The sequence below is a fragment of the Hydrogenoanaerobacterium saccharovorans genome, assembly GCF_003814745.1.
Lineage (GTDB): Bacteria > Bacillota > Clostridia > Oscillospirales > Ruminococcaceae > Hydrogenoanaerobacterium > Hydrogenoanaerobacterium saccharovorans.
On the sequence record NZ_RKRD01000001.1, the window covers coordinates 1,992,496 to 2,018,973 of the forward strand.

The following is a 26,478-nucleotide window of genomic DNA, read 5'->3' on the forward strand; positions in this document are numbered from 1 at the left end:
ACATTCTTTCACCTCACCCTCTGATAGATTGAATGCAACGGCTTAAACTGTCAAAGGAAGGTATCAAAAACGGAGTATCTTTTTTATAGAGCCCATAATCAATAAAAGTTTTTGGAAAGGTCCATTTGTCCTGAAAACAGATGTAGCCGATATTGCAAATGCACATAGCAGCGGCATAAACCGCTAAAATGGCAGATGGAAATGTTAAATACAAAAAAAGATATAACCCCATAAACCATAGTACACCGGGGTGGCGGCACAGAGCATAAACACCAGTTTTGCAAACATACCTGTTCTTTGGGTTTGTTACATAGGTTTTAGAAAATGGTAATGCAAAAAACAGGGTATAAATAAGCAAAACAAAAAATAAAACCGAAAAAACAAAATACTGCCAGTTGGGCAGCCCTATCTGATATTGTATTAAAATAGCAACAGTTGAAAACAGATGAAGCATGCAGCCAAATAAGAACAAAGCATTAAGAACTTTGTTTGTCCATTTTACGCTGTTGATATCATAGATTAAAAATAGAAAGAAACTGATAATTCCTACAATTATGTAAATCAAATACTTTTCTCCTTTAGTTAAAGGGTTCGAAAATAACTGTATAACCAAAATTTTAGTTATTAACTTCTTTATCGTTAAATAATCGTTGTTTATTATAGAATTTACAAGATTTACATCAATTTATTTTATCACACTTTACTATGTAACACAATTAAACAGGTAAAATGCCATAAAATTCCATCAGAATATTTAGTGCAATTTACATGATTGTTTCTATTATTCCATACTATGGTAACGGCAAAGTAATATTTTGGAGATAAAATGCGAAAAATGATTATTTTGCTTATTTCTTGCAGAAATTTTCTTCTTAGTTTTGTTAATATAGTCAAATAAATCCTGATACAAACATATAAAAACTGCTGCATCTTATGAAATAGCATCAAAAAACTGATACTATATTAGACACAGCAGTTTTATAATTAGTAAATTATTCAGTGAAAGCAGCGCCTGTATTTGCCGAGCTTACAAACTTGGCATAGCGTGCAAGCCACCCATGCAGATGGCGCTGGGGTGGTACTTTTGTTCCTTTTCTTTTTATAAATTCTTCTTGAGTAATCTCAGCATTTATCTTGTTGCAGGGGATATCAATATGAATGATGTCACCATCTCGCAGTAGCCCGATTTCTCCGTCTGACGCCGCCTCGGGTGAAATATGACCGATGGAGGCACCTCTGGATGCACCCGAAAAACGTCCGTCTGTAATAAGTGCAACCTGTTTATCAAGCCCCATACCCGCTAAGGCTGACGTTGGGCCAAGCATTTCTCGCATACCGGGGCCTCCGCGCGGCCCTTCGTATCGGATTACAACGACATCGCCTGCCAGAATGCTGCCCGAAAAAATTGCTGCAATCGCATCTTCTTCGCTGTCAAAAACACGAGCAGGCCCGCTGTGCACAAGCATTTCGGGTGCAACTGCCGATTGCTTTACAACGCATCCATCGCGTGCAATATTGCCCCACAACACAGCAATACCGCCGGAAGATGAATACGGTTTATCAATCGAACGAATCACCGTACCATCCGCTCCGCTTAAATGCGCATTTTCAAGGTTTTCTTTCACCGTATATCCTGTAACGGTAATTGCCTGCGAGTGCAGATAATCTTTTTTTGCCAGTTCAGCCATAACCGCCTTCACACCGCCTGCGGCATACAAATCTTCAATATGAAAGTCTCCCGCAGGGGCAAGTCTGCAAAGGTTTGGGGTTTTGGCACTGATGTGATTGATAAGGGACAAATCAATATCAACACCTGCTTCGTGGGCAATCGCCAGCAGATGCAGCACGCTGTTTGTACTGCAACCCAACGCCATATCTACAGCAAGCGCATTTTCAAATGCCTGTTTCGTCAAAATATCTCTGGGTTTGATTGACTTATTTAAAAGATGCATAATCTGCATCCCTGCCTGCTTTGCAAGCTGAACTCTCAATGCGTACACAGCAGGTATTGTACCGTTGCCGGGCAGAGCCATTCCAATTGCCTCGCAAAGGCAGTTCATGCTGTTGGCGGTGTACATCCCTGCACAAGAGCCGCATCCGGGGCACGCGTCATGCTCCAGCTGTGATAAATCGGATTCGGTAATGAACCCCGCTTTGTAAGCGCCTACCGCTTCGAACATTTTAGAAAGGCTGATATCTTGAGCATTGTTTTTACCCGCAAGCATAGGGCCTCCGCTCACCACAATAGACGAGATATTCAGCCTTGCAGCAGCCATAACCATCCCCGGCACTACCTTGTCACAGTTTGGTATCAGCACTAAGCCGTCAAAGCAGTGTGCCATTGCCATTGTCTCAATCGAATCTGCAATTAGTTCTCTTGATGGGAGGGAATAGCACATGCCGGCATGGCCCATCGAAATTCCGTCGCAAACACCAATGGACGGGAACAAAATCGGTGTACCGCCTGCCATACGCACGCCGTCTTTTGCTGCCTGCGCAATTTTATCAAGATGGATGTGGCCCGGCACAATCTCGCTGAATGCAGACACCACACCGATGAGCGGACGAGAAATTTCTTCCTCTGTAAATCCACAAGCATAAAACAGCGAGCGATGCGGTGCCCGCTCTGCACCCTGCGTTACCTGACAGCTTTTTTCTTTCATTTTCGTCACCCTTACTTTTTCAGCCAGCTCATCATTTTTCTTAGCTGTGCACCAACTTTTTCAACCGGATGTTCTGCCTCCATGCGCCTTGTGGCAAGGAAGTGAGCACGCCCCGCCGCACGGTTTTCAGAAATCCATTTGCTTGCAAAGGTACCGTCCTGAATCTCGTGCAGCACTTTTTTCATTTCCTTACGGGTTTCTTGTGTAACAATGCGTTTACCGGTGCAGTAATCACCAAACTCGGCAGTATCGCTGATGGAATAGCGCATCATAGCAAAGCCACCGCTATTAATAAGGTCTACAATCAGTTTCATTTCATGTACACATTCGAAATATGCCATTTCAGGGGAATATCCCGCTTCAACGAGGGTATCAAAACCTGCTTTCATCAGCTCGGTAACACCGCCGCACAACACCGCCTGCTCACCGAACAAATCTGTTTCGGTTTCCTCTTTAAATGTTGTTTCCATAATACCCGCACGTCCCGCACCAATCCCTGCGGCGTATGCCATAGCGAGTTCACGCGCCATACCCGAATGATTCTGATAAACCGCAAACAAAGACGGAACCCCTCTGCCCTCGAGGTACTGCGAGCGAACAGTGTGCCCCGGGCCTTTGGGCGCTACCATAGCAACATCGCAATTAGGTGCAGGCACAATTTGGTTGTAGTGGATGTTAAATCCGTGGGCAAACAGCAGCATTGCATCGCTTTTGAGGTTGGGCGCAACAGAAGCTTTATAAACATCAGCAGCCAGTTCATCCGGTACCAAGAGCATTACCAAATCTCCTGCGGCAACCGCGTCAGATACCTCCATCACGGTAAGCCCTGCTTTTTTTGCCTTTTCACAATTTTCAGAGCTGCCGCGCAAACCCACTACCACATTCACACCGCTGTCTTTCAGGTTGAGTGCATGTGCATGCCCTTGGCTGCCATAGCCGATAATGGATACCGTTTTGCCTTTTAATAAGTTTTGGTCGCAGTCCTTGTCGTAAAACATTTTTGCCATTTCTGTTTCCTCCATTATATATTATTTTAATTAAACGCTGCTGCATCTGTGTATTCTTCAGAGAGTGTGTTTCGGCAAAGCTCCAATGCGGTAATGCCTGTTCGGCTGAGCTCTAAAATACCCAAAGGCTTGATTTGCTCAATGAGCCTGTCAATTTTAAACATAGAGCCGCTCGCTTCTATAATGGTACAATCTTGAGAAACCGAGGTAATTTTGGCTGAATACTCTGCACACAGCCGCTGCAAATCGGCATTTTTGCTTTGTGTTGCTACCTTTACCAACATTAACTCCCGCTCCATCAGCCTATTATTGGGGAGTATTTTAACTGCTTTTACTTCCTCCAACTTACTTACCTGCTTGTATATCTGCTCAAGTTGCGCAGAGTTGCCTTCTGTTAATATGGTGATACGTGAAAATTCTTTGTTTTCTGTTTCGCCTACCGACAATGCTTTAATGTTAAACCCTCTGCGGCTGAACAAACCCGTTACTTTGGTGAGCACACCAAAATGGTTCGACACCAACAATGATAATATCCCTTGCTCCAATGCAGTCACTCCTCTCTAATCACTAAAAATCATATCTTGCTCCGTACCACCCGGCGGGATAATAGGATAGACACGCTCTTTGATATCAATACTGCAATCCACTACACAAGGCTTTTTGCACTCAAGTGCCGCTTTTAGTGTTTGCTCGATGTCCGAACGCTCTTTTAAACGCATTCCAACTGCTCCAAAGGCTTCTGCCAGCTTTACAAAGTCGGTAGCACGGTGAATTTCGGTATAAGCGTATCGCTCTTGATAGAATAGCCTTTGCCACTGATGAACCATACCAAGCACCCCGTTGTTCATTACCAAAATCACAACCGGAATTTGATTGGACACAGCAACGGCAAGCTCGTTCATATTCATATGAAAACTCCCGTCCCCCGTAATAAGCACCACAGGGCGGTTTGGGTTGCCCACTTTTGCACCGATGGCAGCCCCCAAACCATACCCCATGGTACCCAACCCACATGAACTGATAAAAGAACGTGGTTTTGTAAATGGGTAATACTGTGCCGTAAGCATTTGATGTTGCCCTACATCCGTAACAATAAGGGCATCTTCGCCAACCACCGTTTGCAGCTTCGTGATAACTTCCCGTGGGTTTAAGCCTTGCTCATCGTATACACAAGGGAGTGTATTGAGCGCTTTGTGCTGTAAGAGTTTATGAATCCATTCGCTGTTTGTTTTTTGCTCGCAGCGCTCTGTCAGTTCCTTTAAAATCTGCGGCGCATCGCCTATTAAAGAAAGGCGCGCGTTTACATTTTTTGAAATCTCCGAAGGATCGATGTCGATGTGCAGAACTTTTGCATTGGATGCAAATTTATGGCGGTTGCCGGCAACTCTGTCAGAAAAGCGGCTGCCTACAGCAATTAGCAGGTCGCAATCACGTGCTGCAATGTTTGCGGTAGAGGTACCATGCATTCCAATCATCCCCAAATAAAACATATCGTTGTATGGCACAGAGCTGATACCCATCATACTCACGCAAACAGGTGCGCATATTTTTTTTGAAAAAACTGAGAGTAACTTGGATGCATCGGAAAAAACCACACCGCCGCCTGCGTAAATAAGGGGACGTTCTGCCTGTTCGATAGCCGATAGGGCACGGGATAAATCGTTCTCTGGGGGAAAGAGATTTTTGCGCGGTACAAACATCGGTTTCGGCGTATATTCTGTTTTCGCAGCGGTAACATCTTTGGGGATATCGATAAGCACCGGCCCTTTGCGCCCCGAATTGGCGATTACAAAAGCTTCTCTCACTGTGTCAGCTAAATTATTTACGTCTTTTACAATGTAATTGTGTTTGGTGATGGGGTTGGTGATTCCCGCAATGTCTACTTCTTGAAAGCTGTCCCTCCCAATTAAATCGGTGGGTACATTGCCTGTAATGGCTACCAGAGGAACAGAATCGTGAAATGCTGTTGCAATACCGGTTACAAGATTGGTTGCCCCCGGGCCTGAGGTTGCCAGTACCACACCTGTTTTTGCGGTTGAACGCGCGTACCCATCGGCTGCATGCGCGGCACCCTGTTCGTGCGAGGTGACGATGTGGCATAGTTCATTTCGTCTTTCATAGAGGGCATCATAAATGTTAAGTACGGCACCGCCCGGGTATCCAAAGATGACCTCGACTCCTTGATCTAGCAATGCCTGTATTAATATCTGCGCACCTGTCATCTGCATCATAATTTCTCCTTTCTATTCTAAAAACACCTTATATCCGTTTTGTGCCAGTTTTTCTATCACGTCTTGCCCATGTTTTGTACCGCTTACTTCGCACACAATGTGCAAAATTGCTTCGTTAAGGCGAAGGTCTGCGTGCAATCGGTCGTACTGAACCATAATGATGTTTGCACCGCAGCTTGCAACAATCGCCGAAAAATGCTGTAGGCTTCCCGGGATATCCAGCATGACTGTACCGAATTTAAGCTGCCGCCCGCGTGTAATCAACCCTTTCTCAACAATTTTGTGAATAAAGCTTACATCGATATTTCCGCCCGAAAGCACACATACCACACGCTGGCCGTTTAGGTTGATTTTTTTATGAAGAGCCGCCGCAAGGGATGCTGCGCCTGCAGGTTCAACCAGCATTTTGGTACGCTCTAAAAGCAAAAGAATAGCATCTGCAATTTCTTCATCTGTGACAGTAACCATTTCATCTACATAACTGTTGATAAGCTCTGTTGTGGTTTTACCGGGTACTTTTACCGAGATACCGTCCGCTATGGTAAACGATGTTTCGGTAGACAGGTGCGACTTTGCCTGAAATGATTGTACAATTGCATTTGCGCCCTGAGCCTGCACCCCGATTACCTTGACACGCGGATTGATTTGTTTGATGTAACATGCCATTCCCGCAAGCAATCCGCCGCCGCCCGCAGGGATGAGCACCGCATCGACTGTAGGAATGTCTTTGAATATTTCCAGGGCAACGGTACCTTGCCCCGCAATCACATCCTCATCATCAAACGGATGAACAAACACCGCACCTGTTTCTTGCTGAATCTCCAGTGCTTTTTGGTAAGCATCATCATAGCAATCGCCATGCAAAACCACATTTGCGCCATATCCGCTTGTGGCAGCAACCTTGGCAATGGGCGTACTGCGAGGCATAACAATCGTAGCATTCATCCTGCGTGCAGATGCCGCATAGGCTACCCCCTGCGCATGGTTGCCGGCACTGGAGGACACTACGGAATCTGTCTCGCCTTTTTCAGCCATTTTTGCAAGCTTGTTGTAAGCACCGCGGACTTTGAACGAACCTGTTTTTTGAAGATTTTCGCATTTAATAAATAACTCTGTGCCGCTCATTTCAGAAAATGTTCGCGATGAGTTTACGGGGGTATGATGTACAATGTACTTCAGCCGTTCTGCTGCCGATTCAACTTCTTTTACAGTCATGCTCAACTCTCCTTAAAAAAATAAAACCTTCATCCGTAAAATACCGGACGAAGGTTTGGTTTTGTAAAAATAAAAAACCCCCGCCTATATTCTATACAGGCGAAGGTTATATCTCTATGATACTATTGCCCCTGTGTGATAGGGTGCATAACATCTGTAAAAGACATATAATTTCGCCTCTGGCTAATTATAATGACGACGACAAAAATAAGCGAAATAATCGATAGTACGACTTCGCTTACGACGTTAATTATAATAACTGCAGAGGCAAATAAAGATGTCATCATAATGTATGCTCCCTTTCATAAATAATAAAAATAAATTAAAAGAATACTACCAAAATCATAGATATTTGTCAAGCAAATCAAAAAACTTTTTTATTTTTAGTAAAAATTACTATGAAGCGGCGTAAACAGAAAAACTCTATACCGCAAATAACCCAAATGTATTACAAAAGAGCCGATATATTGGGAAACACCTCGATACTGCGTTGGAGTATACCGTGAATATAGGCAATTAGGATGCCATAGTTTGTTATGGGTACATTTTGGTATTCGGCACATTGTAAACGATATTTCATTTCACGCTCGTTGAGCATGCACCCGCCGCAATGTATAACCAATTTGTACTTTTGCAAATCTTTTGGGAACTCTGTTCCGGATGTGAACTCAAATTTCAAAGCTTTACGCGTATAATCCGTTATCCATTTCGGTAGTTTTACAGTGCCGATATCTTCGCACTGACGGTGGTGTGTACACCCCTCTGATATCAGAACCGCATCGCCGTCACACAGGCTATCAACTGCTTTTGCACCCATCACAGCCTGCTCCAAGCTGCCCTTGTGCCGGGCAAATAAAATGGAAAAGGATGTAAGCAAAATATCTTTGGGGGTAACTTCAGACACTTGTTTAAACGCCTGGCTGTCTGTAATAACAAGTTTCGGCTTTTTGCCGAGAGAGTTCAGCGTGTGCTGCAGTTCGGTTTCTTTTACCGCAATGGCGGCAGCACCCGCCTCCAATACTTCGCGGATTGTTTGCTGCTGTGGTAAAATCAACCTGCCTTTGGGTGCGGCAGAATCGATGGGAACAACCAGAACCACAAAATCCATCGGTAAAATCAGGTCGGATACAATCGGGTATTTTGCAATGTCTTGCGGCACCTGTTTTGCAATTAATTCTTTCAGTTCTGCAATATTGTCTCGTGTCTCGGCGCTTACCCAAATTTCGTTTGGTAAGGCGCTGTGCTGATTACTGCACAGGTCAAGCTTATTGTACACAACCAGATAAGGAATGTTTTTTTGCTGAAAGCTCTCAATGATTGCCTCATCATAGGCGGTTCTGCCGATGGTTGCGTCTACAACAAGCACGGCGATATCTGTTTTGTTCAGCACCTGATAACTTTTCTGCACACGCAGTTTGCCAAGTTCACCTTCATCGTCCAGCCCTGGGGTGTCAATGATCATAACAGGGCCGAGAGGAAGAAGCTCCATTGCTTTAAAAACCGGGTCGGTTGTAGTGCCTTTCATGTCCGAAACAATTGCAAGGTTTTGCCCCGTTACAGCATTTACTACACTTGATTTTCCTGCATTTCGTCTGCCAAAAAAACCGATATGAATGCGGTTGGCGGAAGGGGTATGGTTTAGGCTCATCAAAATCCTCCTTAAAAGCGGAAATCGCGGGTACCGCAGCTGATTTTTTCAAGATTCTGCACGACAATTTCTCTTACCTTTTCTTTGGGGATGTTGGCAAGCTCTTTCAAAATCAGCTTTTCTCCGATTTCGCGAGTTTCTTGGGAGGCATAATCCTCCAAATACTCTTTCAGCGTCATAAGCGCATTGGGGTGGCAGCAATTCTGAATCTGCCCGCTCTTGCACAGGCTCATAAAGCGGTCGCCTGTTCTGCCTTCGCGGTAGCATGCTGTGCAAAAACTGGGGATGTAGCCAAGCTCCATGAGCCATTTTACTATTTCATCGAGAGTTCTCGTGTCGCTAACATCAAACTGCTCCGATTTTTCAGTGTCAGGTTCAGGCTGTGCATAGCCGCCCACGCTTGTTTTAGAGCCTCCGCTGATTTGCGATATGCCAAGATGCAGCACACGTTCGCGGCATTTTTGGCTTTCGCGTGTGGATATAATCATACCGGTATACGGCACGGCTACGCGGATACAGGCGACGATTTTTGCAAAGATTTCATCATCAATCCCGTTATCAAACGCACTGGGGTCAATATCGTCGGCGTGGCGAATTCTGGGTACACTGATGGTATGCGGGCCTACACCAAATGCAGCCTCCAAATGCTCGGCATGCATTAACAGGGCAGCAAATTCATAACGGTACAGTTCCAAACCAAACAGCACTCCCAGCCCAACATCATCAATTCCACCCTGCATGGCTCTGTCCATTGCCTCGGTATGATAAGTATAGTTATGTTTCGGGCCTGTTGGGTGCAGCCTTTCGTAGCTTTCTTTGTGGTAGGTCTCTTGAAAAAGAATGTAGGTGCCGATGCCCGCATCTTTGAGTTTTTTGTAGTTTTCAACCGTTGTCGCTGCAATATTAATGTTGACACGGCGAATCTCACCGTTTTTATGCTTGATACTGTAAATGGTATCGATACACTCTAAAATATACTCGATCGGGTTCATGGCAGGGTCTTCTCCCGCCTCAATTGCCAAGCGCTTGTGCCCCATATCTTGCAGTGCAATAACCTCACGTTTTACTTCTTCTTGCGTTAGCTTTTTGCGGGCAATGTGCTTGTTTTTTTGGTGATACGGGCAGTATACACACCCGTTTACGCAGTAGTTAGAAAGATAAAGCGGTGCAAACATAACAATGCGGTTGCCGTAAAAATCTTTTTTAATTTGCTCGGCAAGGCGGTAGAGCTCTTCGTTTTTTTCTTTGATGTCGCAGTCGAGCAAAACAGCTGCTTCTCTGTGGGTAAGGCCTTTTCTCAGTTTCGCCTTTTCAAGGATGCTGTCGATCAGCTCGGCGTTGTGTTTGTTCTTCTCTGCATAAGCGAGGGTTTCCAAAACCTCATCGTGGCAAATAAATTCTTCTGCTTTTGGTGACTTTACGTTATACATATTTTATCCTTTCTTCGGGGGCAGGGTGTCAGCCTTTTCCCTCAGTAAAATATTTTGCCGAATTACTCGGCAGATTTATAGTCTCCGCGGTCGACAACGATGCTGCAGCCAATGCTTTGCATGCGTTTTTGCAAACAAGCACGGCATTCTGCCGCCTCATCTCCCGTGCAGATTTTATTATCATAGAGCAAATATTTCTTTCTAACATCAACCGGTGATAAATTCGGCATTACCACATTTGCTCCGGCAAGAATGCCCATTTCTCTTCCTTGGGGGTGTATCGTACCAAGTGCGGTTGTTGACGGCAGCAGAACATTCGGTATCATCAGCCTGATCAAGCCAAGCAGAAAAAGAGTTTGCTGCAGCGTGCCGCCAGCTTGAGACGCAAAAGGCGTATCGTGGTGCGGAATAAACGGGCCGATACCCACCATCTGCGGCTGAAGCTCGTGGATAAACAGCAGGTCTTTCGCAAGACTTTCGGCTGTTTGAAATGGCGACCCCACCATAAACCCGCACCCGACCTGATAACCGATTTTTTTGAGGTTATACAGGCACTGTTTTCTGTTTTCAAGAGACATTGTATGGGGATGCAGTTTTTGGTAATGGTTGCAGTCGGCAGTTTCATGCCGTAATAAATAACGGTCTGCCCCTGCATCAAAAAAGGCTTTGTAACTGTCATAACTCTTTTCACCAATGGAAAGAGTCAACGCGCAGTCGGGGTATAAAAACTTGATGCTGTAGATGATATCCGCCAAGATTTCGTCGGTATAAGATTCATCCTCGCCGCCTTGCAATACAAAAGTTCGAAACCCCAACGAATAGCCGACTTCACAGCAGTCTAAAATCTGCTGTTTTGTAAGGCGATACCGCGAGGCATTGTGGTTGCTCTTTCTGATTCCGCAGTAAAAGCAATCGTTCTTACAGTAATTTGTAAATTCAATCAGCCCGCGAATATAGATATCATTGCCGTAGTATTTTTGCCTCAATGCTCTTGATTTCTCAAACAGGTATTCATCCAATTCGGGTGTGTGGTTTTCAATTAAAAGAGCAAACTCTTCTTGCGAAAGGCAGCCGCTGCATTCGAGTTTATCGATGTAAGCTTTCATAACTTCCCCCTGTCTATATCTTAGAATACACGGTTTTGGCGCTTACCCCCGGCAGCATACCAAGCTTACCCGACAAAGCACTGATGACATCGGAAGGTGCATCAACAGCCACGCTGATGATAGAAACCCCGCGCTTTTCGTACGGAATACCCATGCGCCCGATGATATATTGACTGTTTATATGAAGGATTTCATTCAGCTTTTCAACGGCATCTTTGTTTTCTACCACGATACCAATTACTGCTACTCTTGTTTCCATCTTACAACCTCCAAAAATAAAAAATACGCCCCGAAAGGCGTAAAATGGCATAATAATACCGTAACAGCCTTTCACCTTAAGGTAAACTTTCGGCGGCAGAACTTGAACTGTTGTTTTTAGTTTGCTGCAAGAACGAATCTCACAGCTTACTGCTTTTATGGTAGCATAATTTATATTCTAATACAAGTTACAAAGTATGTATTTTTGTGCCACAAAGGCAAAAGCAACGCATTGCTATATGTTACCTTAATTGCAAAAAATTACATTAAGGTGTATACTTTTTTTAAACATAAACCGACTATTAAGACAGGAGGCAACCATGAATAAAATTGATTGGCTTAAGCTCTTAAAGGATAGACGAGTATGGGCAGCAGGCGCAGCTGTAGTGTTTATTGCAATACTTGTAACTGCACTGGCAGTAACGAAAATTGATTTTAAACCCGCCGATATAAATCCATCCGGCATTGCACCCGACACAGAATTTCATCTGAATTTAAGCGGCAACCTCACCGTAGAAGAACTGAGAAAAAAAATTATATTTGAACCGGATGTTGGCTACGACCTGACCCAAACGGCGCCAAATGCTTTTACCATAAAACCGTTTAAACCATTGGCAGCAAACAGTACCATTAAAATTAGGGTATTATCCAAGAATTTTACATACCATGTTCGCAACGCACTGCTGTTGTCTTCGTTTTTCCCTGCCGATAACGGTAGAAAAGTGCCCGTGTCAACAGGCATAGAGTTTTATTTTAACAGCGACGATGTCACGCTAAAAAATTTTAGAGATGCACTGAAAATAGAACCTGCCGTTGAGGGGGAAGTCACCCTGGGTGACGGACGTTTTGTTTTTTACCCCACAGAAGAGTTTAAATTCAACACGATGTATACCGTGAAGTTATCTCCTCCCCTTATCTCTAAAAGCGGTGCAGAGTTAGAAAAAGAAACTTCTTTTTCGTTCGTCACCATCAGTGAGGAGGACCAGCAGACCGAGCACCTATTCAGCCTTTCGGGCAACGGTACGATGAACACCCTAACATCCGAAACACCGCTTGTTCAAGCTTATATCGATGAAGGCATCGCGGCAGCAAACACAAAGGTGGGGGTTAAGCTATACCGTTTTGACAACGTACAAAACTACGTTAAGCAGCTGCGCCGAAATGCCGAAGAGCCGCGTTACAAATACGATACCACAACAATTGATACAAAAGAGCTAACAGAATATGCTAGTTTTGACATTACACCCATTCGCGCAATTGATGATGACAGCAGGCGATACGGTGCCCAGTGGCTGCTGCAATTGCCCGAAACGCTGCCCGAGGGCTGGTATGCAGCAGAATTTTCGCTTCCGTACAGCCATAAACAAATTGTACGGCAGCTGTTTATGCAAGTGAGCGATTTGTCGGTATTTCATATGATAACCGAAAATAATTTGCTGGTGTGGGTAAACGATGCCACAACCGGCAAGCCTGTACCCAATGCAAAGCTTGAAGTTACGGGCGCTTATCGCGCAGAAGCTACCACAGGTGAAGACGGTACTGCCCACATTGCGGATGGTGTATTTGTAAACACCGAAAACGAACAGGAAGCCAGCGACGGTACCACATTTACGGTAACGGCAAACGGTAAAACTTTTGCAGATTTAGGGTACTATTACAGTTACGAAGAACAAAAAGAACGCGAAGCGCGAAAATATATGTCTTATGTGTTTACAGACCGGCCCATCTACCACACCACCGATACCATTCAGGTATGGGGTGTTGTGCGCCCGAGAAGTTCCTCTACTCCCCTGCCAAAAACTTTAACTCTCAAATTAAGCAACGGCGCGGCAGAACAAAAAATTACTCCGCAAAAAAACGGTGTTTTCTCTGCCGAAATAAAATTTGAAAATATATCATCTCAAATTTGGACCGGGCTCCTTTTGCAAATAGATAACGAAATCGAACTGGACCGAAAATACCTTCGCATTGAAGACTTTGTAAAACCCGTTTACACCGCTGAAACAGCACCGGAAAAACCGATATATATGTTAGACGAGAGTAAAACAGCCTATGTCACCCTGGATGTTTCTACTTTTGACGGAACACCTACATCTGAATTTGCTGCTAACTTCAATAGTTGGAGCGAAGAAATTAAAGCCTCCAATGAAAAAGGGTTTAAAACAGATGCACAGGGGCATTTGCGTACATCTGTTGAAATTACTGAAAATTTGAATACCTGGTACCCCAAAAGCTACGGATACAGTTTTTCGAATAACGATGCCCAGGATGAAAATTTTGAACAGTATGGCGAAGTTTATGCAATCCACCGTGATGTGATGTTGCAAGGGAAAGCGGTATTCAAGGATAAAAACATACAAGTAAACATTAATACCAATCAAATTGATATATCCAATATTAAAACTTCAGATGACCTGTGGGAGCAGGATGCTCTCAAGGGTAAGGCGCTTGATCAAGAAGTTACAGCAAAACTGCATAAAATCTATTATACAAAAAAACAAGTTGGCACTCATTACGATTTTATTAACCGTGTCTCGGTCAATTCTTATACTTATGTAGAGCACAATGATATTGTAGATATTCGCAGCTTTACGACAGAAGCAGGTAAATTTATGCTTAAAGATTTACCTTTGTCGGATAATGAAAACTGCTACTATCTTGAGTTAATCACCCAAGACTCTAAAAACAGACCGGTTGTTACCGAAGTGTATCTCGGCTCGCCCTATTTTTATGATGAGTACCAAGACGATGGAACTCACCGCTATATCCTCAATAAAAAGGCTGCTGTTACTGCCGATGATGCGATAGAAGAAGACGGAAAGTTTTATTTTTCGAGCATCAATCATGTTCGCTCCCGTTTTAAGGACAATGAAAATGTAACTTTTGTTTTGGAGGACAATGACACCCCTGTAAAAGAGATGAAAGGGCGCATACTCTATGCTGTGGTGCAGGACAATTATTCTAATATCACATTAACTGAGCAGCCGGAAATTACGCTGCCTTTCACCGAACAACTGCTGCCCAACTATGTGGTTACCGGTGCTTATTTTGACGGCAAACATATTTTTGCACTAGAAGATAAATACATGCACTTCTCACCGGAGCAGCGCGAGCTTGATATCAAATTGGAAACGGATAAAAAAAGCTACCGCCCCGCCGACAATATGAATGTTACCGCAACGGTGAAAAACAAACAATCCGGTAAGCCTGTTTCCGACGCATCGGTGGTCATCAGTGTGGTTGATGAAGCAATTTTTGCTTTAGAAGAACAATCTATCAACATTTTAGATTCTTTGTATACATCAATTTACTACCCCAATATTCAAAAATACACCTCTTATATGCAAGGCAGCTACAACGGACCCGGCGAAAAAGGCGGTGGCGGCGGGGATGCGATGCGTACAGATTTTAAAGATACCGCGTATTTCAGTACTGCCAAAACAAACTCGGACGGCAAAGCAATTTTCAGCTGCAAATTGCCCGATAACATTACCAGCTGGCGGCTTACTTCGCTTGCACTTACCGATAACTTGCACGCCGGCAGTACGAAAACCAATGTCTCCGCTACCAAAGATTATTTTGTATTACCCATAGTGAGCAAGCAAATTTTGCAGGGCGAAGACTTTACTGTGGGGCTTAGAAGCGCGGGGGTATTGGTGGCTGACACAGATGAAACCAATTACACCGTTACCATCAGCAGTAAAAATAGCAACGAAACCAAACAGATTGGCTCGACCGTGCGCAAATACGCAGGCGTTTCGTTTGACAAACTGGGAATCGGCGATTACACCGTTACCATCAAAGGCGAATGCGGCCGTTATAGTGATACGGTACAGTTCCCCTTCTCGGTTATCAAGTCGGGGGTTGAAGTTTCGCTTGTTAAAACATTTGAACTGAAAAATGATATCCACTTAGAACCACTGCGTTACCCAGTAAGCATAGCAGTTTATGATAAAGCCTACCGTAATTACAATGCCGTTTTAAGCAGTATATTAAGAGCAAGCCACGGCGGCAGAGCAGATATGCGCCTTGCACGTAAGTATGCTGCAATAAAATTCCAGCAAGAGGGGGCATCTTGGTATGATACCGCCGCGTTGGAAGACAGCATTTCCGATATCAGCACCGGGGTAATCTCACTACTGCCTTACTCTAAACCCGACATCGAGCTTACCTCGCAAGCATATCTTGCACTGCCCCAGTTTATGAATGCAAAAGGCTTGAAGGAGCTTAATTTTGATGATGTTGGGGAGTTCGAAGGTACAAAATCGGCTTTTCACCTGTTACAGGCACTCAGCGGAAATACCATAGCAGCCGATTTGCCGAAACGACTGGAAAACGATACATCTCTTGATTATGTTGATAAAATGTACCTTGCCACCGCACTTGCCGTTTCGGGCGATGAGAAAACCGCCGGCGAATGGTACGACAAACTGGTAAAGCCAAACCTTAAAGAGCTGGAAGGTATTTCAGGTGAGAAGGCCTATTATATCCCTCAACAAGATAAACGGTCAAAAGAAGATTGTACTGCGGCAGCATCTATGCTTGCTACTGTGCTTTCTACAGACCATGCCGACTATTTGGCTCGTTTTCTTGCTGATAAAAAATCTTATTATAAACCGTATCTCTTTGAGCAGCTGCTTTACCTCACCAAATTTGAGTCGAAAGACCCCGGCAAAGCAAAATTCAGTTATGTGCTGGACGGCAAAACCATTACCGAAACGCTGGACAGAGGAACAAAATACATCACACTTACCAAAGACCAATTGAACAATGCCGACTTTAAGGTGCTTTCGGGCGATGTCTTCGCAGACGTTTATTATGCAGGTACACCGGAACAGACAGCAGACAGCTCGAGAAAGAAAATTGGTTTAACCAAACGCATCGAAGCAGTGGATGGCGGAGAAATCAAATTCGGAAGTGTTGTGCGTATCACCCTAACGCCCAACCTCTCGGCTTTGGATGCTAATATCGGCGAAACGCAACTGGTTATCGACGATTATATTCCATCCGGCATGCGGTTTGAACGTTATGAAAGCAAGGATTATCAGAACATGAGGGGATGGTATCTGAACAGCCGTCAAGGGCAGCGCCTGCAATTTACTGCATACGGTGCCGGTTCATCAAGCGGCTTATACCCCATCATATATTATGCACGTTGTGCTGCTTCCGGCAATTATGTGGTGGAAAGCGCTTACATCAACAGTGAGTATGCCGACACTTGGGGCGCGTCAGACCGCAGTACGGTGGCTATAAATGAATAAACGATTGTACTGTGTGCTTGCTTTGGTGTTGTTAAGTGCATGTACTTCACCCGCTAATGTACCCGAACCATCGCCGATAATTTTAACTGTAGCCGAAAGCAAAACCAATAACTCTTTGCTAAACTGCATCTACTTTGACCGTGAGCTGTTTGCACAGGGGCTATCTTCCCCGTGCAAATATGAGCTCGACAGTGCAAAAACTTTAACGGCGGGCATGGTTCCGCATCACCTGCTCGCTGCCGATATGATAGCAGGGTTTTTCTCGCTTGCAGCGCAGCAAAAAGATTCTTACGATACGGTTTTGTTGATATCTCCATCCCATTTCCCCGAAAAGTGCAGCAGCGATGCAGTCACCGCAACTGCCGATTGGAATACCCCTTACGGTATATTAAAAACAGACATTGAATTGGTTGAAGCATTACTGAGCAATGAGACAATCGGCGCAGAAAACAGCAGTGATGCTGTAGAATACGACCATGGTGCTGCGGGGCTGATACCGTTTGTGCGCTATTATCTGCCCAAGGCAAAAGTTGCGGTTTGCCTGCTTTCAAACAAACTTTCTCAGCAGCGTTTGGATGAAATACAGCGTGTCATCAACGAACAAAGAAAAGATAAAAATATTTTGCTAATTGCGTCTGCTGATTGCTCTCATTACCTGATGCCCCATGATGCCGAAAAACATGACAAAGCAACGGCGCAGGCAATTCAATCGTTTGATTTTGCACAAATCATGCAATTTTCAGACAGCAACTTGGACTCTCCTCAGGCAGTAACTACTTTTTTATCTGCCGCACAGGCAAGCGGCGCAGTATTAAAACAGCTGGATCACTCCAGCTCTGCACAAAAACTGCCGCATGCAATATCCAACCCCATTTACGATGAGGGCATTACAACTTATTATGTCTATGCCGCTGTTAAGTAAAGCAATAAAGGCTCTGTTAATTTATAAAAATGTCAAAAGACCGTCGCTAAAAAAGCGACGGTCTTTTAATCTTTTGGACCATACCCTGTATCTCCAAAAACAGGTGGTGTAATGTTAAGTTCTGCTTCATCCAACCTGCCTTGTTTTTGCTCGTATAGCTTCATTTTTTCATTTATCTTTGCAATAACCTCTTTGCGGTTTTTACGTGGCGTCTGCTGTAAATGTGTGGGTGCCGGTGTTCGGAAATTAGCCGTACATGCAGGAAGAAGGTAGTTCTCTTGTATTTCTGCTATCTGCTCGGCGGTCAGTCCGCCGTAACGGATTAGATTTTCACCCCAACGATGGTCTGCAAGCATATATTCATCTGATTTTAAAAAGTAACGATAGGCAATTGTATCACTGCGTATTACATTGTCTTCCAGCTGTGAATCCAAATGGTACCAAGTATATCCGATTTTTACAGCAGTCCATGCATGATCTACAAAATCGCCTTTTACAGAAATGGTAAGCCCCGGTACATATCGTGCCTCAAACCCCATTCGTTGCAGCAGCAACGTGAGTGCAGCAGCGTAATCTTCGCACGAACCGATTCCATACGCCAACGGGCTTAAAGCTCTGTTTTCAATATAACTCGGCACTGCTTTGTCATCGTATATCCGCCAACTATCCAACCCTACAGGCGGAGCAAAAAATGTGTTTGCAATCACATACTCATATGCAGCCTTTACTTTATCGGCATCTTGCATGCCCGGTTCTAAAATATTTGCTGCAATGCCGTCTGCCAGCGTTACAATATAGTTGTTTTGTGCTTCTTTCGGTTCTTCAAAATCATCTGTTTGCCAGAGTGATTTTTCGTCGCTGTCCGGTTGCTCGTTTGCTATCGCCGACGGTTCACATGCAGATGATAATACAGGTTTCCCCTTTGTGCCTGCACATCCTCCAAACAGCAACAATACCACCAACATTGCCGCGGTATAATGTAAAAAACGTTTCATGCTGCACCCCCATCGCACAGCTTGTATAATACCATATTTTTACACACGATACAACTTAAGGCTCATCGCAATCACATACAATTAATAATAATTTTGCAGGGATTTGAAGAATTCTCGCAACAGACAAAACTATTACAGATGGTTGCGTTTTTATTGCGGACAACGAATGTCGAGCGTAGCGGACAAGATTGTGCTTTGTTGTTGCTATAAAAACAGCAACAGACATTTTTCAAACACCTGTGACATACATGTTACCAATGAGGAGATGAGGTTGTGAAAGTAATTCATACTATCCCGGAATACAGCAGCCCGACCGGTAGAATGGATGAGTTGAATCGCATTTATACACAGCTATGTATACAGCTTTGCAAACCGCAGGCAAATCAGAACAAATTTAATAAGGATAGTGTAAGAGACTATAAAAAATTAACTAACACTGCAAACCAAGGAGTGACATCTTAATTAATCACGCATTGCAACTTACCATTACTCTTTGTGGAAGGAGGCATCTTTTTGGAGGCTATCTATGCCCGTCAATCTGTGGAAAAAAAAGATAGTTTATCGATTGAAGGGCAGATAGAACTTTGTGCGCGTGAGTGCTGTACAGATTACACCGTGTATGCCGACCGAGGTTACAGCGGAAAAAACACCAACCGCCCCGACTTTGAACGAATGCTCGAAGACATTGTTGCAGGCAAAATCAGTAAGGTGGTGGTGTATCGGCTTGACCGATTCAGCCGTTCGATTTCTGATTTCGGTCAAATTTGGAATGTACTGCAAAAGCACAACGTAGAATTTGTTTCGATTACTGAAAAATTTGATACCTCTACCCCCATGGGCAGAGCCATGCTGCATATTATTATGGTGTTTGCTCAGCTTGAACGCGAAACAATTGCACAGCGCATTAAAGATAACTATTATCAGCGGGCCAAATATGGCTCTTGGCTTGGCGGACCGGCGCCGTTTGGTTTTGATATACAACGTACTTGCGAAAACGGTAAAAATGTTCCTGTTCTTGTTGCCAATAAGGATGCAGAGATTGTAAAGCACATTTTTACAGAATATGCGCAACCCAAAATTTCACTGGGTATGCTCGCTCGAATGCTTACCGCTGAGGATATCCCTTGTATTAAGCGTGAGCATTGGGACAGCGTAGCGCTCTCGCGTATTTTACATAACCCCTGTTACGTTTGCTTAACGCCCGAAGTTTACCTGTTTTATAAGAACAAAGGGGTTCAAATCTGTGGAGGTATAGAAGATTTTAGCCAAGATTACGCCGGATTGCTGATCGGTAAACGAGACCGTTCTGCGGGAAAATACACCGAGTTGGCAGACTGTCATTTTTCGCCTGCCAATCATAAGGGTTTTATTCCAGCTGCTATTTGGCTGCAATGCCAGCACAAACTAGACCGCAACCGCCAAATAAAAAACACCGGAAAAGGCAAGTATACATGGCTCTCGGGATTATTAAAATGCGGGGGCTGCGGTTATGGAATAAAAGTCTCAAAAACAAAGCAAAAACTTTATCTTCGCTGTTCGGGGCGAACGAACTACTCTGTTTGCAGTGAAAAGTTGTTGCTCTCTGTTGACGAAATTGAGTCTGCGGTAGGTGACTCAATCGAAACACTGTTGGCAGGCTGCTGCATTCAGCAAAACTCAGCTATAACTACAGCAGATTTAGATAGCAACGCTGCCCTTGCATTGATAGATACCAAAATAGAAAGGCTGCTTTTGACGATAACAGAAGCTAACAATGTTTCTATGAAATATATTAACAAAGAGCTTGGGAAGCTTGATGCAAAGAAAAATGATTTGCTAAAAAAAATTGCTGAACAGCACCTGCAAAAAAAAGGTGAAGAACTCCAAGACATCGAATTTTCCGCTCTGGAGTTTGAAGAAAAAAAAGTAGTTGCTGCACGGCTGATAAAAAAAGTAATTTTACACGGCGAAAATATTGAGATTGTATGGAATGTGTAAAAGATAGTTTTATAAAACAACACAAAAAGGGATGGTACCTCGGTACCATCCCTTTTTTATTATTAAGCTGAAATGCTTATTATTGCGGGTTGGACTTAGTATGGGATTGCTCACAATCCCATTGGATAGCACTGTGCCCCATCGCCATAGCGGTTTCTACCACAGAGTTGTTATAAGCCCCTGATGGCGCACGGAACAGTTTTGGCCTGATACCTGTAACTTTTTCTACAGCGTCATCACACTTTTGTATCTGCTGGCGTATTTGTTCACGTGATAAACTCGTCATATCCGGATGCGAATACGAATGATTACCCATTTCATGGCCGGCATCGTAGATTGCTTTTACACTTTGGGGGTATTCTTCCACCCACTGGCCCACCATAAAAAAGGTTGCCTTAACATCATTTTCTTTCAAAATCTGCAGTATTTGTGGTACGTCATCATCCTCCCACGCGCAGTTAAAACCAAGCGCTAATGTTTTTTCAGTTGTTTCTACCGAATAAATCGGTAGCACACGCTTGTCGGCATTTGCAAAAACCGCTTTACCCAATTGATTTGCAGCCAAAAAAGACGCTACTATACAAATACTTAATGCCGCTGTAACGCCAATTAATCCACGTTTGCCCACTACCCAATAGTTCAAGGTCATTCCTCCCTGCATATTCTGTTAAAATCATATGCGTTTGGGCATAAAAAAAGCCCATGCAATCAAGCATGAGACGAATGGTTAGTCTGTTCCGTCTGCCGAGTCGGTGTTCCGACCACTCGGCAGACTAACAGTTTTTGTATTTATCCTCGCGGAAGCATATTTATACGTATTGGGGTGCTGTAATAAGTGGGGTAAGTTTTATCGTATCATCTCCTCCGTTGTTGATAAGATCAGTATAACGGAGAAATATGATGTACGCTTGACAAGACTTTGAACAGTTCTTGGACAATGGAAAACATTGTGTGAACAAACTGCTATTCTATCTCATTCATGCCGATACTCTGTAATTTTAGATTACCGTTTCGCGAATCTTGAAGCAACTTATATTCCACCGAATCTGCAAGTGCATACCAGCTGGCTTCTATAATGTCGGCAGATGCCCCCACGGTGGTCCATACCGATGTACCGTCGGTTGTTTCGATCAATACACGTACAATCGATGCCGTAGCAGCACGCTGCTCGATGACACGCACTTTAAAATCAATCAGCCTTGTTTGCGCCAACGTAGGGTAAAATATCTCCAAAGCCTTGCGCAAAGCGCGGTCTAGCGCATGGACAGGGCCTTCTCCCTCTGCAGCGGTAATTTCACTCATATCCCCAACCCGTACTTTTATCATGGCAGATGAGCTTTGTTTGTATTGCCGTGATTGCTCACCAATAATACGGAAATTTTCCAACTCAAAAAACGGGGTAAACATCCCAAGTTTTTTAAGTAAAAATATTTCAAGACTTGCCTGTGCAGATTCAAATTGATAGCCCTTATGTTCCAGTTCTTTCAGCGACTCTAGAACCTCTTGCGTAACAGGCGAGTTGCGTGTGATGGTAGGGTCGAGCTGTGCGAGTTTATTTGCTACGGCTGTTCTGCCCGCAACCTCAGAAAGCAAAATGTTGCGCACATTCCCAACCGATTCAGGCGGAATATTTTCAAAACTTCGGCGGAGTTTCTGCACACCATCCACATGCATACCGCCCTTATGCGCAAAAGCACTTTTGCCCACAATGGGAGTGGATGCAGGAAGAATATAGTTTGCAATCTCTGCTATATAGCGTGCTGTATGGGTGATGAGTTTTACCTTATTTTCAGGGATACAGGCATAACCGAGTTTAAGCTGCAGTGCAGGAATCACGGTAGATAGGTTGGTGTTGCCGCAGCGCTCGCCAAAACCGATGTATGTGCCCTGCACCTGCACCGCCCCGCACTGCACCGCCTGTATCGAGTTTGCCACCGCACAGCCCATATCATTATGGCAGTGGATGCCTACAGCAATCGTAAACTTTTTGCACACCACGGTGGTCATTTCTGCAATTGCGTTTGGGAAGCACCCTCCGTTGGTATCGCATAACACCAAACAGGCTGCACCGGCATCCGCCGCCGCCTGCAAAGCTTTCATTGCGTATTCCGGGTTACGCTTATATCCGTCATAAAAGTGTTCGGCATCAAAAAAAACGGTTTTGCCATGAGAAACAAAATAGTACACCGTATCGTAAATCATGCTCAGGTTTTCTTCAAGCGTGGTTTGAAGCACTTCTGTAACCTGCAGGTCGCAGCATTTACCGAAGATGGAGATAACATCTGTATCCGCATTGATGAGGGCGGTGCAGTTTTTATCCTCCTGTACAGGGGTATTCTTACGGCGGGTGGAGCCAAATGCCACAAGCCTTGCATGGCGGAGTTCGATGCTGCGAACCCGCTCGAAAAACTCCAAATCTTTCGGGTTGGAACCGGGGTTCCCTGCCTCGATATAAGCTACACCGAGCTGGTCAAGCTTTTTTACAATATTCAGCTTATCATCTACCGAAAAATAAATGCCCTCTGCTTGCGCACCGTCGCGAAGAGTAGAATCGAATATTTCAATTTGTTGTTTCATCAAACAGCCCCCTTGCCAACATGTGGTTTTTACCTGTCAATCTTACCACAAGATTCCTTCTATTTCCAGCGTATTTTGCTGTCTGCATGCAAAAAGGGCCGCATCGTCCGCAGCCCTTTTTATAAATGATGTGTTTGCTAAAACTCGCTGTCGCACACTGCACGGTTTAAAATAACTTTGTGCACAAATTCTTTTACCTTAACATGTTCCGGGTGGTTTTGGTAAACTGCCAAAGCCTCTTTGCTGTCACACTCGCTGTACAAGCAGAGGTCGTATCCCCCATCGGTAAAATTAAAGCCAACCTCTGCCTTGCGCAACCCTTCTACTTTACCCACCAAAGCTTCTAATTTTTCTTTCATCAGTGTTGCGTTTTCCAGTTTGCTGCGTCCATCAGCTTCTTCTTTGAGGTTCCAAAAAACAATGTGACGAATCATACTCATGCTCCTTGCTGAAAATATTTATACATCAATTGTAATACCGGGCATTTGGTTCGTCAACACAAGAAAGGGTTATTATTTATCTCTCATTTTGCGTAAAACAAATTTGCCCAACTTTTCAATTTCAATAATAACAACAGGTACAAATGCCAAACCCAAAGCCGTAAGGTACAGCTGTTTGGTTAGTACAACTAAACCAAACACCATTGCTACTGGGGGTATAAACGTGATCAATGCAATGAGAAGAAGCGAAACGGCAAAAGCACCCAGCATATACGGGTTACTGCCCAGCCCCACTACAAACAGCGAATGGGTAGAACGTACATTAAAAGCATGGAACAGTTGGGAAACCGCAAGTACCAAAAACGCCATTGTTTGTGCGGCTTGCACCGTACCGCCTGCCTGAAAGCCGATATAAAAGCCCGTAAGCGTAAGTGCAGCGAACATCAAGCCTTGCAGCACTACCCGCACACCCAAGCCCTGTGCAAAAATACTTTCGTTTTTCGGTTTGGGGCGGCGGAGCATCACGTCGGATTCCACAGGCTCCATACCCAGCGCCAAAGCAGGCAGACCATCGGTTACAAGGTTAATCCAAAGCAGCTGAATTGCAAGAAGCGGCGATTTCTGCCAAAAAATCATTGCAAAAAATACTGCAAAAAGTTCACCGATATTGGAACCAAGCAGAAATTGCACGGCTTTTTTGATGTTATCGTAGATTCCTCTGCCCTCTTTGACGGCACTTACAATTGTTGCAAAGTTATCGTCTGTTAAGATCATATCCGATGCGCCTTTTGCAACCTCGGTACCTGTAATGCCCATGGCACAGCCGATATCAGCCGCTTTCAGTGCAGGGGCATCGTTTACACCGTCCCCTGTCATGGATACCACTGCTCCGGTATTTTGCCAAGCTTTAACGATGCGAATTTTATCTTCGGGCGAAACACGTGCATATACCGAGTATTTGCGGATGTTAATGCCCAGTTCCTGCTCATTCATAGCAGAAAGCTCTGTGCCGGAAATTGCCTCAGTGCCCTCGGTAAGTATACCAAGCTGACGTGCAATCGCGCTTGCTGTTACCACATGGTCTCCGGTAATCATAATGGGGCGGATACCCGCCTTGATGCATGTGGCAACAGCCTCTTTTGCCTCTTCACGCGGTGGGTCGATCATACCAAGCAAGCCTGAAAAAGTAAGCCCTTGCTCCAATTCTTCAGAGGTAGGTTTTTGCGGTACATCGTCCAAAGGTTTTACCGCAACCGCAAGTACGCGCAAAGCATCCTCACCCATCTTTGCGTTAATCGCAAGGGCTTCGGTTTCGTCAAAATCAATCAGGCGCTTGGATAACACATCAAAAGCGCCTTTTACAATGGCAACGGGTTTGCCGTTAATCATATTTACGGTGGTCATCAATTTACGGTCCGAATCGAACGGCAGCTCTGCCACACGGGGGCAGTCGGCATTAATTCTCGCTTTGTCTATTCCGTTTTTCAGTGCCGCTGCCACTATAGCAACCTCTGTTGGGTCGCCGATATATGTTTCTTTTCCGCCGTCGTTTTCGATGCTTGCATCGCAGCAAAGTGTACCGAGCATGAGCAGGCTTTTAATGCGCTCACTTTCGCTGCCCGTTATATCTTCAACGCTTTCGCCTGCCCACGCCTTCACCAAAGTCATACGATTTTGGGTGAGTGTACCCGTTTTATCCGAGCAGATAACCGATGCGCTTCCCAACGTTTCTACTGCGGGAAGGCGGCGTATAATCGCATTTTTTTTGACCATACGCTGTACACCCATGGCAAGCACGATGGCAACAATTGCAGGGAGCCCCTCGGGAATTGCTGCAACCGCGAGTGATACGGAAGTCATGAAAATTTCCATCAGCGGCATGCCCGAAAAAATACCGATGACAAATATAACAGCGCACACGCCGAGCGCAACCAAACCAAGCACCTTGCCGAGTTTAGAGAGCTTATGCTGCAGCGGTGTTTGCTCATCTTCTTCGTTATCAAGCAATTTAGCTATTACGCCCATTTCGGTGCCCATACCGGTAGAAGTAATCACCGCTTTTGCCCTGCCGTATACAACCGAGGTGCCCGAATATACCATATTAACACGGTCGCCCAAGGGGGCGTTTTCTTCTACCCGCGCATTTGCGTCTTTCTCTGTAGGGACCGACTCACCTGTGAGTGCAGACTCCTCGCACCTAAGGCTTGCCGATTCAAGCAAACGTGCGTCGGCGGGCACGAAATCGCCTGCTTCTAGGATAATAACATCCCCACTAACCAATTCGGTAGCAGGTATTACTTGAATTTTACCTGCACGGTAAGCTTTTGCTGTGGGTGCAGACATATTTTGCAAAGCTTCAAGCGCTTTTTCTGCTTTGCTTTCTTGCACTACGCCGATAACAGCGTTAAGAATTACAATGCCAAGTATAATGATGGGCTCTAAAAACTCGGTTTTATCATGGCCGTTAAGCGCCACAACAAAAGAAACAATCGCAGCTATAATAAGGATGATCACCATAAAATCTTTAAACTGTTCTGCAAACCTTTGAAGATTTGTTTTTTTCGCTTTGCCCTTCAGGCGGTTCTCACCATGCTCTGCCAGCAACTGCGCTGCCCTTTGTTGAGAGAGACCTTGCGATGGGTCGGTACCTAATTTTTTAAGAATGTCATCTTTGTTTTCATTGTGCCAAGCCAATTTATGCACCCTTTCGCTTTACGTTTGTATTTTACAGTATTTCCAAAAAATGCA

Annotated in this window: 19 protein-coding genes; 4 read left to right on the forward strand and 15 right to left on the reverse strand. The window is 44.5% G+C overall.

Translation table 11 applies throughout. The annotated features are described in order from the left end of the window. Positions 1 to 13: 13 nt before the first annotated feature. The 10 genes from EDD70_RS09295 to EDD70_RS09340 form a co-directional block, all read right to left on the reverse strand. A complete protein-coding gene (locus tag EDD70_RS09295; protein WP_092750789.1) occupies positions 14 to 565 on the reverse strand; it encodes a hypothetical protein in 552 nt (183 codons plus the stop codon). A 427-nt stretch (positions 566 to 992) separates the two neighbouring features. Further along, the gene (ilvD, locus tag EDD70_RS09300; RefSeq protein WP_092750787.1) at positions 993 to 2,663 is read right to left on the reverse strand and encodes a dihydroxy-acid dehydratase; all 1,671 of its coding nucleotides are present in this window, start codon (positions 2,661 to 2,663) and stop codon (positions 993 to 995) included. Between the two features lie 11 nt (positions 2,664 to 2,674). Continuing rightward, the gene (gene ilvC / locus EDD70_RS09305; RefSeq protein ID WP_092750785.1) at positions 2,675 to 3,670 is read right to left on the reverse strand and encodes a ketol-acid reductoisomerase; all 996 of its coding nucleotides are present in this window, start codon (positions 3,668 to 3,670) and stop codon (positions 2,675 to 2,677) included. A gap of 26 nt (positions 3,671 to 3,696) precedes the next feature. Beyond that, a complete protein-coding gene (ilvN, locus tag EDD70_RS09310) occupies positions 3,697 to 4,215 on the reverse strand; it encodes an acetolactate synthase small subunit (RefSeq protein ID WP_162840756.1) in 519 nt (172 codons plus the stop codon). A 15-nt stretch (positions 4,216 to 4,230) separates the two neighbouring features. Beyond that, positions 4,231 to 5,898: a biosynthetic-type acetolactate synthase large subunit gene (gene ilvB / locus EDD70_RS09315; protein WP_092750781.1), complete on the reverse strand. Its 1,668-nt coding sequence runs from the start codon at positions 5,896 to 5,898 to the stop codon at positions 4,231 to 4,233. Between the two features lie 15 nt (positions 5,899 to 5,913). Further along, the gene (gene ilvA, locus EDD70_RS09320; RefSeq protein WP_092750778.1) at positions 5,914 to 7,116 is read right to left on the reverse strand and encodes a threonine ammonia-lyase; all 1,203 of its coding nucleotides are present in this window, start codon (positions 7,114 to 7,116) and stop codon (positions 5,914 to 5,916) included. 448 nt (positions 7,117 to 7,564) lie between these two features. Then, complete coding sequence (gene hydF / locus EDD70_RS09325; RefSeq protein ID WP_092750776.1) at positions 7,565 to 8,764, reverse strand: [FeFe] hydrogenase H-cluster maturation GTPase HydF; 1,200 nt, start codon at positions 8,762 to 8,764, stop codon at positions 7,565 to 7,567. Positions 8,765 to 8,775: 11 nt separating this feature from the next. Then, the gene (gene hydG, locus EDD70_RS09330; protein WP_092750774.1) at positions 8,776 to 10,194 is read right to left on the reverse strand and encodes a [FeFe] hydrogenase H-cluster radical SAM maturase HydG; all 1,419 of its coding nucleotides are present in this window, start codon (positions 10,192 to 10,194) and stop codon (positions 8,776 to 8,778) included. A gap of 62 nt (positions 10,195 to 10,256) precedes the next feature. After that, the gene (gene hydE / locus EDD70_RS09335; protein ID WP_092750772.1) at positions 10,257 to 11,300 is read right to left on the reverse strand and encodes a [FeFe] hydrogenase H-cluster radical SAM maturase HydE; all 1,044 of its coding nucleotides are present in this window, start codon (positions 11,298 to 11,300) and stop codon (positions 10,257 to 10,259) included. A 13-nt stretch (positions 11,301 to 11,313) separates the two neighbouring features. Next, entirely contained in the window at positions 11,314 to 11,559 is a 246-nt protein-coding gene (locus tag EDD70_RS09340) for a TM1266 family iron-only hydrogenase system putative regulator (protein ID WP_092750770.1), read from the reverse strand. Positions 11,560 to 11,878: 319 nt separating this feature from the next. Between EDD70_RS09340 and EDD70_RS09345 the strand changes: the two genes are divergently transcribed. Continuing rightward, a complete protein-coding gene (locus EDD70_RS09345; protein ID WP_092750768.1) occupies positions 11,879 to 16,819 on the forward strand; it encodes an Ig-like domain-containing alpha-2-macroglobulin family protein in 4,941 nt (1,646 codons plus the stop codon). After that, complete coding sequence (amrB, locus tag EDD70_RS09350; protein ID WP_092750766.1) at positions 16,812 to 17,741, forward strand: AmmeMemoRadiSam system protein B; 930 nt, start codon at positions 16,812 to 16,814, stop codon at positions 17,739 to 17,741. Before EDD70_RS09345 ends, amrB begins: the two co-directional genes overlap by 8 nt. 65 nt (positions 17,742 to 17,806) lie before the next feature. Here the strand turns inward: amrB and EDD70_RS09355 are convergent, their stop codons facing one another. Then, positions 17,807 to 18,736: a transglutaminase domain-containing protein gene (locus tag EDD70_RS09355; RefSeq protein WP_092750764.1), complete on the reverse strand. Its 930-nt coding sequence runs from the start codon at positions 18,734 to 18,736 to the stop codon at positions 17,807 to 17,809. A gap of 273 nt (positions 18,737 to 19,009) precedes the next feature. On the opposite strand from EDD70_RS09355, the gene EDD70_RS09360 reads away from it, so the two are divergent. Next, positions 19,010 to 19,198 carry a hypothetical protein gene (locus EDD70_RS09360; RefSeq protein ID WP_092750762.1) on the forward strand — a complete coding sequence of 63 codons (189 nt, stop codon included), beginning with the start codon at positions 19,010 to 19,012 and terminating at the stop codon, positions 19,196 to 19,198. A gap of 51 nt (positions 19,199 to 19,249) precedes the next feature. Then, positions 19,250 to 20,713 (forward strand): recombinase family protein, encoded by a 1,464-nt coding sequence (locus tag EDD70_RS09365; protein WP_123811032.1) that lies wholly within the window; start codon positions 19,250 to 19,252, stop codon positions 20,711 to 20,713. 79 nt (positions 20,714 to 20,792) lie between these two features. Here the strand turns inward: EDD70_RS09365 and EDD70_RS09370 are convergent, their stop codons facing one another. The 4 genes from EDD70_RS09370 to EDD70_RS09385 all read right to left on the reverse strand — a co-directional run bounded on the left by EDD70_RS09370 (position 20,793) and on the right by EDD70_RS09385 (position 26,424). After that, positions 20,793 to 21,356, reverse strand: coding sequence for a polysaccharide deacetylase family protein (locus EDD70_RS09370; RefSeq protein WP_162840755.1), 564 nt, complete (start codon positions 21,354 to 21,356; stop codon positions 20,793 to 20,795). A gap of 320 nt (positions 21,357 to 21,676) precedes the next feature. Then, positions 21,677 to 23,290: a citramalate synthase gene (gene cimA, locus EDD70_RS09375; protein WP_092750756.1), complete on the reverse strand. Its 1,614-nt coding sequence runs from the start codon at positions 23,288 to 23,290 to the stop codon at positions 21,677 to 21,679. Positions 23,291 to 23,427: 137 nt separating this feature from the next. Continuing rightward, on the reverse strand, positions 23,428 to 23,724 hold the full coding sequence (locus EDD70_RS09380) for a Dabb family protein (protein ID WP_092750754.1): 297 nt from the start codon (positions 23,722 to 23,724) through the stop codon (positions 23,428 to 23,430). A gap of 78 nt (positions 23,725 to 23,802) precedes the next feature. After that, positions 23,803 to 26,424 (reverse strand): calcium-translocating P-type ATPase, PMCA-type, encoded by a 2,622-nt coding sequence (locus EDD70_RS09385; RefSeq protein WP_092750752.1) that lies wholly within the window; start codon positions 26,422 to 26,424, stop codon positions 23,803 to 23,805. Positions 26,425 to 26,478: the final 54 nt, after the last annotated feature.

What these genes read in the sequence shown, in the direction of transcription:
- ilvB (WP_092750781.1), bottom strand. Translation starts at nt 5,898, where the DNA reads ATGCAGATGACAGGTGCGCAGATATTAATACAGGCATTGCTAGATCAA.
- EDD70_RS09340 (WP_092750770.1), bottom strand. Translation starts at nt 11,559, where the DNA reads ATGGAAACAAGAGTAGCAGTAATTGGTATCGTGGTAGAAAACAAAGAT.
- hydE (WP_092750772.1), bottom strand. Translation starts at nt 11,300, where the DNA reads ATGAAAGCTTACATCGATAAACTCGAATGCAGCGGCTGCCTTTCGCAA.
- EDD70_RS09345 (WP_092750768.1), top strand. Translation starts at nt 11,879, where the DNA reads ATGAATAAAATTGATTGGCTTAAGCTCTTAAAGGATAGACGAGTATGG.
- hydG (WP_092750774.1), bottom strand. Translation starts at nt 10,194, where the DNA reads ATGTATAACGTAAAGTCACCAAAAGCAGAAGAATTTATTTGCCACGAT.
- ilvA (WP_092750778.1), bottom strand. Translation starts at nt 7,116, where the DNA reads ATGACTGTAAAAGAAGTTGAATCGGCAGCAGAACGGCTGAAGTACATT.
- hydF (WP_092750776.1), bottom strand. Translation starts at nt 8,764, where the DNA reads ATGAGCCTAAACCATACCCCTTCCGCCAACCGCATTCATATCGGTTTT.
- cimA (WP_092750756.1), bottom strand. Translation starts at nt 23,290, where the DNA reads ATGAAACAACAAATTGAAATATTCGATTCTACTCTTCGCGACGGTGCG.
- ilvD (WP_092750787.1), bottom strand. Translation starts at nt 2,663, where the DNA reads ATGAAAGAAAAAAGCTGTCAGGTAACGCAGGGTGCAGAGCGGGCACCG.
- amrB (WP_092750766.1), top strand. Translation starts at nt 16,812, where the DNA reads ATGAATAAACGATTGTACTGTGTGCTTGCTTTGGTGTTGTTAAGTGCA.
- ilvC (WP_092750785.1), bottom strand. Translation starts at nt 3,670, where the DNA reads ATGGCAAAAATGTTTTACGACAAGGACTGCGACCAAAACTTATTAAAA.
- EDD70_RS09380 (WP_092750754.1), bottom strand. Translation starts at nt 23,724, where the DNA reads ATGATTCGTCACATTGTTTTTTGGAACCTCAAAGAAGAAGCTGATGGA.
- EDD70_RS09355 (WP_092750764.1), bottom strand. Translation starts at nt 18,736, where the DNA reads ATGAAACGTTTTTTACATTATACCGCGGCAATGTTGGTGGTATTGTTG.